This window comes from Allobosea sp. 117, from assembly GCF_000702305.1.
GTDB lineage: Bacteria > Pseudomonadota > Alphaproteobacteria > Rhizobiales > Xanthobacteraceae > Ancylobacter.
Genome location: NZ_KL370890.1, coordinates 123,004 through 134,008 on the forward strand (window position 1 = coordinate 123,004; position 11,005 = coordinate 134,008).

Annotated in this window: 9 protein-coding genes; 7 read left to right on the forward strand and 2 right to left on the reverse strand. The window is 65.1% G+C overall.

The window, feature by feature from the left end; genetic code table 11:
- Window positions 1-633, forward strand: coding sequence for a VOC family protein (locus tag U742_RS22715; RefSeq protein WP_029356939.1), 633 nt, complete (start codon window positions 1-3; stop codon window positions 631-633).
- Window positions 634-1,108: 475 nt separating this feature from the next.
- Here U742_RS22715 and arsJ read toward each other — a convergent pair whose 3' ends face one another.
- Together arsJ and U742_RS0121755 are read right to left on the reverse strand one after the other, a co-directional pair.
- Complete coding sequence (arsJ, locus tag U742_RS0121750; RefSeq protein ID WP_029356940.1) at window positions 1,109-2,350, reverse strand: organoarsenical effux MFS transporter ArsJ; 1,242 nt, start codon at window positions 2,348-2,350, stop codon at window positions 1,109-1,111.
- Between the two features lie 2 nt (window positions 2,351-2,352).
- Window positions 2,353-3,396 carry an ArsJ-associated glyceraldehyde-3-phosphate dehydrogenase gene (locus U742_RS0121755; RefSeq protein ID WP_029356941.1) on the reverse strand — a complete coding sequence of 348 codons (1,044 nt, stop codon included), beginning with the start codon at window positions 3,394-3,396 and terminating at the stop codon, window positions 2,353-2,355.
- A 202-nt stretch (window positions 3,397-3,598) separates the two neighbouring features.
- Here U742_RS0121755 and U742_RS0121760 point away from each other — a divergent pair, with 202 nt between their 5' ends.
- The 6 genes from U742_RS0121760 to U742_RS0121785 all read left to right on the forward strand — a co-directional run.
- On the forward strand, window positions 3,599-4,483 hold the full coding sequence (locus U742_RS0121760; protein ID WP_029356942.1) for a substrate-binding domain-containing protein: 885 nt from the start codon (window positions 3,599-3,601) through the stop codon (window positions 4,481-4,483).
- A 2-nt stretch (window positions 4,484-4,485) separates the two neighbouring features.
- Window positions 4,486-5,937 carry a sensor histidine kinase gene (locus U742_RS0121765; RefSeq protein ID WP_029356945.1) on the forward strand — a complete coding sequence of 484 codons (1,452 nt, stop codon included), beginning with the start codon at window positions 4,486-4,488 and terminating at the stop codon, window positions 5,935-5,937.
- The gene (locus U742_RS0121770) at window positions 5,927-7,237 is read left to right on the forward strand and encodes a sigma-54-dependent transcriptional regulator (protein ID WP_029356946.1); all 1,311 of its coding nucleotides are present in this window, start codon (window positions 5,927-5,929) and stop codon (window positions 7,235-7,237) included. Before U742_RS0121765 ends, U742_RS0121770 begins: the two co-directional genes overlap by 11 nt.
- Before the next feature lie 174 nt (window positions 7,238-7,411).
- Window positions 7,412-7,939: an arsenate reductase (azurin) small subunit gene (locus tag U742_RS0121775; RefSeq protein ID WP_029356947.1), complete on the forward strand. Its 528-nt coding sequence runs from the start codon at window positions 7,412-7,414 to the stop codon at window positions 7,937-7,939.
- An 11-nt stretch (window positions 7,940-7,950) separates the two neighbouring features.
- Window positions 7,951-10,413, forward strand: a complete 2,463-nt coding sequence (locus U742_RS0121780; RefSeq protein ID WP_029356948.1) for an arsenate reductase (azurin) large subunit — start codon at window positions 7,951-7,953, stop codon at window positions 10,411-10,413.
- A 71-nt stretch (window positions 10,414-10,484) separates the two neighbouring features.
- A partial coding sequence (locus tag U742_RS0121785) for a GTP 3',8-cyclase MoaA (RefSeq protein WP_038362425.1) occupies window positions 10,485-11,005 on the forward strand: 521 nt, incomplete at its 3' end.

The window sequence follows — 11,005 nt, forward strand, 5'->3', positions numbered from 1 at the left end:
ATGAACGGCACCATGAAGCTCGACCATTTCGCCTATGCGTCCGCATCCCTCGACAAGGCCATCGCCGATTTCGAAAGCTGGACCGGCGTGCGGCCGAAGCCCGGCGGCTCGCATCCGGGCAAGGGCACGCGCAACGCGCTGGTCTCGCTGGGACCCGGCCTCTATCTGGCGCTGGACGCGCCGGACCCGACGCAGCAGCTCGTCGGCAACAACGGCGCCTGGATGGCGAAGCTCGACAGCTACCTCCTGTTCCTCTTCGCCGTCGCCACCGATGACATCGGGCGGGCACAACGGGTTCTCGCCGGGCATGGCGTCGCAACGACGCTCGCTTGCGGAGAGCGCCGGACCGCCGACGGAAGGCTGATCGCCTGGGACTTCCTCGAGGGCGCCGATGAGGGATTCGGCATCGCCCTGCCGCACGTCATGCAATGGAAGACCGAGCATCACCCCTCGGCGGATAGTCCGGCTGGATGCCGCCTTGCCGGTTTCACCGTCCAGCACCCTGACCCAGCCCGCATCGAGGCACTCTATGCCGATCTCGGGCTCGATGGCGTCGAGGTCAGGCGAGGAGCCGAGATCGCGCTCGGCATGACCGTCGACGGCTCACATGGAGAAACCACGCTGCCCACCTAGGGTCAGGATTACGGCCCGCGGCGACTTTAGCGCGCCCACCGCCATCGACCATTTCCCGCGCCTCGCTCGGACGTGGCCCGGCGGCGATCGGCGGCAATTCTCGGCGTCGGCGGGGTGGAAATGGCAGAGATGGCGCGACGGACGAGATGAAACTGAGAACGACGTTTTCGCTGCAGCCCTCTAGGATGCGAATTCCAATTTGGCTGATCACGACTGGCGTAGGGCCCAGTTCGAATCCCTTTCGTTCCGGACGAGATCTGATTCCGGTTTTTGAGGTCGGCAAACGTCGCTTTGGCCATCAAAATGAGGGCGAAGCCGAATGTCCGCTGCCACGAAGCGATCTTATGTCTCTTCTCGGTGCTGATAGCGCCAAGCCCTATCGAGAAGCGACATGGACGCGTAGTCGCAAATAGACCACCGAAAAATCTGCATTCAACGATGGTAGCGTTATCGAACCGCGAGCCTTGAACTCTGATCAGGCGACGACAGCCGCGGACCCATTTCGAGTAGGCAGCGCCAGCGTCACAACCCAGCAGATGAACAGCATGAGCGCCGAGCCGATCAGGCACGCGTAGATGCCGCCAAGCTGATAGAGGAAGCCGGATGCGAGGATGCCGATGAAGCGTCCCGCCGCGTTGGCCGCGTAGTAGAAGCCAACATCTTCCGCGGCCTTTTCGGACCCCGCATAAGCAAGCACCAGATAGGAATGGACCGAGGAATTGACGGCGAAGGCGACGCCGAACACCCCAAGGCCCACCACCAGGACGATGGTCGGATTCGGCGGAGCCAGCGCCAGCACGATGGCGATCAGGACCGGCACGATCGCCAGCGCCAGGGACCACCAACGGGCCGCTGGTACCTCCCGGGACAGACCATCCGGGCTGCGCGCCACGAGGGAAGGCGCGGCGGCCTGTACGAAGCCGTAGCCGATCGTCCAGAGAGCCAAGAAGGCGCCGACCATCGTGAAGGTCCAGCCGCTCGCATAGAGGAACACCGGCACACCCACCACGAACCAGACATCTCGCGCTCCGAACAGTACGACGCGTGCGGCCGCGAGCAGATTGATGCCACGCGACTTCGCGAAGAGCTCGCGGGCGCTGCGGCTGGCCTTGGTCTTGCCCATCATCGGCGGCAGCGAGAACACGATTCCGAGCAGCACCAGAAGCAGCGCCGCCGCCATCAGCCACAGCGCGTAGCGAAAACCAATCAGCTGGAGCAGCAGTCCCCCCAGGAAGAAGCCGACGCCCTTCATCGCGTTCTTGGAGCCGGTGAACCAGGCCACCCATTTGAACAGGCGACCGTCGCCGCCGCCCATGGCCTGGGCTTCCGTGATCTTGATGGCGGACTTGGACGCGGTCTTGGTCAGGTCCTTGGCGACCCCGCAGACCCCCTGCGCGACGACGACCCAAACGACCAGCAGAGCACTCCCCCATTCCGGGGAGACGGCCGAGAGCAGCAGGAAGCCGAAGATCTGCGTCGAAAGCCCGACCATCAGCATGCGCGTGATGCCGAAGCGGGCCGCCAGCCAGCCGCCGATGAAGTTAGCGCCGATGCCCGCGGCCTCGTAAAGGAGGAATAGAAAGGCAAGGGTGAAAGGCGAATAGCCGAGCTGGAAGAAGGTGAACAGCACCAGCATGCGCAGCGCGCCGTCCGTGAGGGTGAAGCCCCAATAGGCGGCCGTCACGATCGCATAGTTGCGCAGTCCGCTCGCCGCCATGATCAAATCCCAACCTTCCGGAGATGGCAGGCGAGATCAACCATGCGGCAGGCATAGCCCATCTCATTATCATACCAAGCGTAAACCTTGAGGAGCGTTTCGTCGGTGACGAGAGTGGAGAGCCCATCCACCACGGAGGAGCGCGTGTCGCGCGCGTAGTCGGCCGAGACGAGCGGACGGGGTTCGAAGCCGAGGATGCCGGCGAGCTGCCCTTCCGCTGCCACGCGGAACAGCTCATTCACTTCCTCGGCGGTGGTCGGCCGCTGCATCTCGAACACCGCGTCGGTGAGCGAGGCGTTCAGCACGGGTGCGCGGACCGCATGGCCGTTCAGCTTGCCCTTCAGTTCCGGATAGATCAGCGCGATCGCGGTCGCACTTCCCGTGGTCGTGGGCTGGAGGGAGAGCATGGCCGAGCGAGCCCGGCGAAGATCGCGGTGCGGCGCGTCCACAACGACATTGGTGTTGGTTGGATCATGGATGGTGGTGATCTGGCCATGGCGGATGCCGATGGCCTCATGCACCACCTTGACCACGGGGGCGAGGCAGTTGGTCGTGCAGGAAGCCGCCGTGACGATCGGATGGGACGCCGGGTCATAGAGATGTTCGTTGACGCCGACGACAACGTTCAGGACCGATGGGTCCTTGACCGGCGCAGCGACGATGACCCGCTTGGCGCCGCGATCCAGATGGCCTTGCAAGATGGCCGGCGTCAGGAACTTACCGGTGCATTCCAGCACGACCTCGACACCGAGATCGCCCCAAGGAATCTCCGCCGGCATGCCAAGCGCCGAGAAGGAGATGTGCTTGCCGTCGATCGTCACGGCATCATCGCCGTTAGCGGCAATATCGGCCCGCCAGCGGCCCTGAACGCTGTCGAACTCGAGCAGGTGTGCGGTCGCCGCCGCACCGCCCTTGATCTCGTTGAAATGGACCACCTCAAGGCGGTTGTCGGCACGCGGATCGTCCGCTGGACGTTCGGCCGCTCCCATCGCTGCACGCAGCGCCAGGCGCCCGATCCGTCCCATGCCACTGATGCCGACTCGCATGTCGCCCGCTCTCCTACCGGCTTGGCCGTCGCCCGATCTCAATGGGGATGGGTGCGCCGTAACAGGCTTGAATGACAGTTGGGTGACGGTTTTGCAGGCCTGACCCTAGGAGCGACCGCCAATGTCGTGAGGTTCGTATTTCCGTCCCAAAGGAAAAGGGATAATCTCTCTGGAAAAAGAAGAACTAAAAACGGGAAATGCCATGATGGGGAGCGTCGGCGCTACGGCGAGCCGTCGCCTGTTGCTGAAACAGATCGCGGCCACGACTGCCTACTTCATGGCATCGCGAAGCTATTCGCGCGCGAGTACCGAAGAGCTTCGTTTCGGACTGACGCCAGTTTTCCTAACGTCCGACCTCGAACTGCTCGGCCGACTTCAACTCTATTTGTCTCGCGCAACGGGCCTGCCGGTAACGCTGCTGACGCGGCGCACTTATCAGGAAATCGTAGCTCTCCTTATTTCGAGACAGATCGACGCGGCGTGGATCTGCGGCTACCCGTACGTGATGCACGAGGGCGAGCTCCAGCTCGTCGCCATCCCGGAATGGCGAGGTCGGCCGCTCTATCAATCCTATCTGATCATCGATGCGGATCGGCAGGGCGACGGTCTCGGGGACCTGAGGGGCGATACCCACGCCTTTTCCGACCCGGACTCCAACTCCGGATTCCTCGTCACCCGCGCCGCGCTAGCGGAGATGCGGGAGACTCCGGAAAGGTTTTTTGCGCGAACCTTCTTCACCTACGGGCACCGCAACGTCATCCGGGCCGTAGCCTCCGGGCTTGCGACGTCCGGCTCCGTCGATGGCTATGTCTATGAGGTAGTGGCCGCGATCGAACCCGCGCTCACGGCCCGCACGCGCATCATGTGGCGATCTGAATGGCTCGGCTTCCCCCCGATAGCCGCACCCCGCAATCCGGTCGACCCGGGGCGGCTTGCCCTGCTGTCGAAGGCACTGCTGAACATGTCGGATGACGAGGATGGGCGAGCTGTCCTCGCAATGCTGCGCCTCGATGGCTTCGTGACCCGGGGAGCGGAGCTGTTCAGTCCCATTGCTGCGAAGGCGGCGCTCGTCGCGTCGGCAGGCTAGCGATGACAGGCTGGCTCCACCCGTCCAGTTGGCCGATCACCGTCAAGGTGCCGCTGGCGGTGGCCGCGCTGATGATCCTGGTCGGCATCGTGCTCTCCGAGCGCGTGCTGGCGCATCTCGATGAATCCCAGCAACGGCACCTGCGTGACCTGGCGCAGAGCTATCTCGACGGACTCTCCTCGGCGGCAGCTCCGTCCATCCTCCGCGACGATGTCTGGGAGGTCTTCGATGCGATCGAGCGGGCGCAAGCCCTGAACAAGAGCGTCAATGCGGCGGAGACCATCGTGGCCAACGCCGACGACCGCGTGATTGCGGCTTCCGACCCGCGCCGGTTCCCGACCGGTGCGCCCGTCCCCCGCCTCGTTCTCGACCAGACCCACGCGCAGCCCTTCCGGTTCGATATCGGCGGGGATCGCGCCTATGCCATGCGGGTCCTTGCCTATCCCGGCCGGGAAGTCGGCACGATCTTCGCCAGCTTCGATACCAGCCATCTGGCAAGCGAGCGTCGCGGCGTGATCCTGACGCTGGCGGCCACCAATGGCCTGCTCACCTTCTTGCTGGCCGCCGCCGGCTGGGTGCTGGTCGCCCGCATGATGCGTCCGATCCGTGTCCTGTCGGACCATCTGGGCAGTGCCCGGGAATCGGGCGCGACACCCATCGCGGGAGACGTTGTCGCGCACAGCCGGGGCGAATTTGCGCGCCTGTTCGGCGCTTACAACGAGCTTGTCCACTCGATCGATCAGCGGCACGAGTTGTCTGCCCGGCTGGCCGAAGAAGAGAAGCTCGGCAGCCTCGGGCGCCTTGCATCGGCACTGGCACATGAGATCAACAACCCTCTGGGCGGCATCTTCAACGCGCTCGCGACCCTCAAGAGCCATGGCCATCTCGAAAGCGTTCGTGCCGGTAGCATCGACCTGGTGGAGCGCGGGCTCGTCGGCATTCGCGATGTGGTCCGAAGCACCCTCGCGCTCCACCGGACGGACGGCTCGACCCGAGACCTGATCCCCGCCGACATCGATGATCTCGGTCTGCTGGTGGCGCCCGAAGCCAGCCGCAGATCGGTCACGGTATCGATCTACAATGGACTGGTGGGCGGCATTCCGGTCCCCAGTTCATCGGTGCGGCAGGCGACCCTCAACCTTCTCCTCAACGCCCTCGCCGCGGCGCCGCCTGGCTCGCGCATCGACCTGTCGGCTCATGTCGCGGATGGCGGCCTCCTGCTCGAAGTGGAGGATCGCGGCGAGGGATTGCCTGCCGCCGCGGCCGAACAACTGACTGGCGCATCGACCAGCCGCCCGTTGCGCGATGGAAGCGGTCTCGGTCTCTGGATGACACGACGGCTGATGGACACGCTCGGCGCGACAATAGCGGTCGAACGCCCCGAGGAAGGTGGCACCATCGTGCGCATCCGGGTTCCCGTTTCCCGACATGAGGTGCTCGCCGATGTCGCCTGACGCTCCGCTTATCGGCCTCGTCGAGGACGATCCGCTCATGGGGGAGAGCCTCATCCAGCGGCTCGCGCTGGAACGGGTGACGGTCAAATGGTGGCAGTCCGGGGCGGAGGCGCTTGGTGAGATGGGGCGCCACCCGTTGCAAGCCGTGGTCTGCGATATCAGGCTGCCGGACGTCAGCGGCGAGACGGTGTTCCGCGAGGTCGTGCGCACGTCCAACGCGCCCCCGTTCCTGTTCATCACCGGCCACGGCGACATCGATCAGGCGGTGCGTCTCATGCGGGCCGGAGCGGTCGACTACGTCACCAAGCCCTTCGACATGGACGATTTCCTGGCACGGCTCGGCGACCTCGTCAGGGGACACGATCCGAGAACCCAGACGCTCGGCACCTCCCCTGCCATGCAGGATATCGAACGCCTGTTGCAGCGCGTGGCGCGGATCAGCTCCAGCGTCCTGATCACCGGCGAGACCGGCACGGGTAAGGACGTCGCGGCCCGCCTTCTTCACGCCGCGTCGGCCAATCCCTCCGCTCCCTTCGTCGCGGTCAATTGCGCCGCCATTCCCGCCCATCTCATGGAAAGCGAGTTGTTCGGCCATGAAAAGGGAGCCTTCACCGGAGCCGTGCAGCGCCACGCCGGGTATGCCGAACGCGCGGGCGATGGGGTCCTCTTCCTCGACGAAATCGCCGAACTGCGCCCCGACCTTCAGGCCAAGTTGCTGCGGCTCATTGAGGAGCGGGCCTTTCACCGTGTGGGCGGCGAGCGGCCGATCCCCTTCCGTGGCCGCCTGGTCACGGCGACCAATGCCGACCTCCCGTCACGCGTCCGGGAGGGGAGTTTCCGCGAGGATCTGTTCTACCGTGTCAATGTCGTCTCCATCCGGCTGCCGGCGCTTCGCGAGCGCCGCGAGGACATTGCCTGGCTGATGGACCGCTTCTTTCTGGAACTCTCCGAGCAGTTGCCGACACAGGCCCGTGGCGTGAGCGGCCTCGCGCATGAAGCCGCCCTCGCGCATGCGTGGCCGGGCAACGTCCGCGAGTTGCGGAACCGCATGGAGCGGGCGGTGGCACTGGCGATGGGGCCGTGGCTGATGCCCGGCGATCTCTTTCCCGAGTCGGCCGGCGGGCCGTTGCCGTCAACCCCCTTCGAATCCCTCGAGACCGCCCGGCTGGAGGCTGAGCGGCGCCACATCGTGCGCGCCCTGGCCGCAACGAACGGCGAGATCAGTGCGGCGGCGCGCCTGCTCGGCATCGGGCGGACCACCCTGTGGGAGAAGATGCGCCGCCTCGGCTTCGACGCGTGACCTTGTCCTGAAATCCGAACCCACGGCGCTGCAGCATGTTCGGGTACCCGGACATTGCGGCGTCGGGGCTCGCCTCGGATTCAGCCAAGCCACTGATAAACAATCAGATTAAATCTTGGCCCATAGCCTGCAAAGGCTCTCCCGTCCTGGTTGGACGCTATGGGAGGAACCAAGATGAAGAGGTGCAACAGCCTCGTGGATGCCGGGCGCCGGAAGTTCCTGACGGGAGCCGGGCTCATGACCGCGGGCGCGGCAGCGACGAGCGTGCTGCCCGCCGAGACGCAGGCGGCCGAACCAGCCCCGGCGGCATTGGTCAAGTATCCGGTCAATCGCCTCGGCAATGTGAAGGACCTGAAGGTCAACGAGGCGCTTGAGGTCTCCTATCCGGACGAGGATGCTCCAGGTGTCCTGCTGAAGCTCGGCACGCGCGTGCCCGGCGGCACGGGCCCGGACGGGGATATCGTCGGCTTCTCGACCGTATGCCCGCACAAGGGATTTCCGCTGTCCTATTCGGCGGGTGACCGGACGTTGAACTGCCCCGGGCACTACTCCCGGTTCGACTGCGAGAAGGGCGGTCAGCAGATCTGGGGTCAGGCGACGCAGAACCTTCCCCAATACGCGCTGCGCATCGATGACAAGGGCGACATCTACGCCGAGGGCGTGGACGAGCTCCTGTACGGCCGCCTGTCGAACGTGCTCTGAGGGAGGGAAAAATGGCCTACAAGCGCCAGATCGGCCGGCTGCCCATCGTGCCGGCAAATGCCAAGGTTCACAATGTCGTCTGCCACTACTGCATCGTCGGCTGCGGCTACAAGGCCTATAGCTGGGACGCCCGCTACGAGGGCGGGCCGGCTCCGAGGGACAACGCGTTCGGCGTCGATCTCTCGCAGCAGCAGGGGGCCGAAACGCCGGCCTGGTACGCACCATCCATGTACAACATCGTCCGCCAGGACGGCCGCGACGTTCACATCGTCATCAAGCCCGACCGCGAATGCTCGGTGAACTCCGGACTCGGCTCGGTGCGCGGCGCGCGCATCGCGGAGATGAGCTATTCGCGCCAGCGCAATACGCAGCTCCAGCGGCTGACCGATCCCCTCGTGTGGCGCTACGGCCAATTGCAGCCGACCAGTTGGGAGGATGCGCTCGATCTCGTCGCCCGCGTGACGGCTGCGGTGATCGCCGAACAGGGCGAGGATGGGCTTTTCGTCTCCGCCTTCGACCATGGCGGTGCCGGCGGCGGCTACGAGAACACCTGGGGCACCGGCAAGCTCTATTTCGGCGCCATGAAGGTCAAGAATATCCGCATCCACAACCGCCCCGCCTATAACTCCGAAGTCCACGGCTCGCGCGACATGGGCGTGGGTGAGCTCAACAATTGCTACGAGGACGCGCAGCTCGCCGACACCATCGTCGCCGTCGGGACCAACGCGCTGGAAACCCAGACCAACTATTTCCTGAACCACTGGGTGCCGAACCTGCGCGGCACCTCGCTCGACAAGAAGAAGGCGGAGTTCGGCAGCGAGCCGGTGGACCGCGGACGGATCGTGATCGTCGATCCGCGCCGCACGGTGACGGTGAACGCCTGTGAGGCCGAAGCCGGCAAGGAGAACGTGCTCCATCTCGCGCTCAACTCCGGCACCGACCTTGCCCTGTTCAATGCCTGGTTCACCTATGCCGTCGAAAAGGGCTGGATCGACAAGGCCTTCATCGGCGCGTCCACGAAGGATTTCGACAAGGCAGTCGCCACCAACAAGACGTCGATCGCCGAGGCGGCGAAGATCACCGGCCTTTCCGAGGCCGATATCGTCAAGGCGATCACCTGGATCGCCGAGCCCAAGGCCGGGGGCGCACGCCGCCGCGCCATGTTCGCCTATGAGAAGGGCCTGATCTGGGGCAATGACAACTACCGCACCAACCAGTCGCTGGTGAACCTGGCGCTGGCCACGGGCAACGTCGGACGCCCTGGTGGCGGCTGCGTGCGCATGGGGGGCCATCAGGAGGGCTATTCTCGTCCCTCCGATGCCCATGTCGGTCGGCCCGCGGCTTATGTCGACAAGCTGCTGATCGAGGGCAAAGGCGGCGTCCACCACATCTGGGGATGCGATCATTACAAGACGACGCTGAACGCCATGGAGTTCAAGCGGGTCTACAAGAAGCGCACCGACCTCGTGAAGGACGCCATGAACGCCGTTCCCTATGGCGATCGCCCCGCCATGGTGGCCGCCATCATGGATGCCATCCGCAAGGGCGGGCTGTTCTCGGTCGATGTGGATATCGTTCCGACCAAGGTGGGCGAGGCCGCCCACATCGTGCTGCCGGCGGCCACCTCGGGCGAGATGAACCTCACCTCCATGAACGGCGAGCGGCGCATGCGGCTTACCGAGCGGTATATGGACCCGCCCGGCGTCGCCATGCCGGACTGCCTCATCGCCGCGCGCATCGCCAACCACATGCAGCGCGTGCTCGGTGAGATGGGGAAGGCGGACATGGCGGCGAAGTTTTCCGGCTTTGACTGGAAGACCGAGGAGGACGCCTTCATGGACGGCTATCACGGCCATGAAAAGGGCGGCGAGTTCGTCACCTATGACCTGCTGCGCACCATGGGCACGAACGGCTTCCAGGAGCCCGCGACCGGCGTCCGGGACGGCAAGATCATCGGGACCAAGCGGCTCTTTGCCGACGGCAAGTTCAACAAGCCGGACGGCAGGGCGGTGTTCGCGCAGACGCAGTGGCGGGGCCTGGAGGCGCCCGGCAAGCAGGCCGAGAAGGATAAGTTCCCCTTCCTGATCAACAACGGCCGGGCCAACCTCGTCTGGCAAAGTGCCTATCTCGATATGGAAAATGAGTTCGTCACCGACCGGTGGCCGTACCCGTTCATCGAGCTGAATCCGCAGGACATGACGGAGCTCGGGCTTCAGGCCGGTGATCTGGTCGAGGTCTACAACGACAATGGCTCGACCCAGGCGATGGCCTATCCCACGCCGACGGCCAAGTCCAAGCAGGCCTTCATGCTGTTCGGCTACCCGACCGGCGTTCAGGGCAACGTGGTGTCATCAGGGGTCAACGAGTTCGTCATCCCGAACTACAAGCAGACCTGGGGCAGCATCCGGAAGATCGCCACCGCCCCGAAGGGCGTGCAGCACCTCAGCTTCAAGTCGCAGGAATACACCTCCTGACGGTGTCGGGCCGCCGCCCACGCGGCGGCCCTCTTTCCGCCGCGACAGAGCAGCCTGCCTGGAGCCCTACGATGAATGTCTGGTTCGCCTCCGCTGCCACCGCGGGGCGCTTCCCCTCACGCGCGCCGCTGGTCGACACCTTCGGGCGGGCGGTGACCTATCTGCGTGTCTCGGTGACGGACCGCTGCGATTTCCGCTGTGTCTACTGCATGGCCGAGCACATGACGTTCCTGCCCAAGCCGGAACTGCTCACGCTCGAGGAATTGGACCGGCTGTGCTCGGCCTTCGTCGCGCGCGGGGTGAAGAAGCTGCGGCTCACCGGCGGCGAGCCGCTGGTGCGCCGGGACGTGATGACGCTGTTCCGCTCGCTCGGCCGGCATCTCGACAGCGGCGACCTCGAAGAGCTGACGCTGACCACCAACGGCTCGCAGCTCGCCCGCTTCGCCGGCGACCTCGCCGCCTGCGGGGTGAAGCGCATCAACGTCTCGCTCGACACGCTGGACCCGGCCCGCTTCCGGGCGCTGACCCGCTGGGGCGATCTCTCCAAGGTGCTCGCCGGCATCGACGCGGCGCAGGCCGCAGGGCTGCATGT

What these genes read in the sequence shown, in the direction of transcription:
- arsJ (WP_029356940.1), bottom strand. Translation starts at nt 2,350, where the DNA reads ATGGCGGCGAGCGGACTGCGCAACTATGCGATCGTGACGGCCGCCTAT.
- U742_RS0121760 (WP_029356942.1), top strand. Translation starts at nt 3,599, where the DNA reads ATGATGGGGAGCGTCGGCGCTACGGCGAGCCGTCGCCTGTTGCTGAAA.
- U742_RS0121755 (WP_029356941.1), bottom strand. Translation starts at nt 3,396, where the DNA reads ATGCGAGTCGGCATCAGTGGCATGGGACGGATCGGGCGCCTGGCGCTG.
- U742_RS0121775 (WP_029356947.1), top strand. Translation starts at nt 7,412, where the DNA reads ATGAAGAGGTGCAACAGCCTCGTGGATGCCGGGCGCCGGAAGTTCCTG.
- U742_RS0121765 (WP_029356945.1), top strand. Translation starts at nt 4,486, where the DNA reads ATGACAGGCTGGCTCCACCCGTCCAGTTGGCCGATCACCGTCAAGGTG.
- U742_RS0121770 (WP_029356946.1), top strand. Translation starts at nt 5,927, where the DNA reads ATGTCGCCTGACGCTCCGCTTATCGGCCTCGTCGAGGACGATCCGCTC.
- U742_RS22715 (WP_029356939.1), top strand. Translation starts at nt 1, where the DNA reads ATGAACGGCACCATGAAGCTCGACCATTTCGCCTATGCGTCCGCATCC.
- U742_RS0121780 (WP_029356948.1), top strand. Translation starts at nt 7,951, where the DNA reads ATGGCCTACAAGCGCCAGATCGGCCGGCTGCCCATCGTGCCGGCAAAT.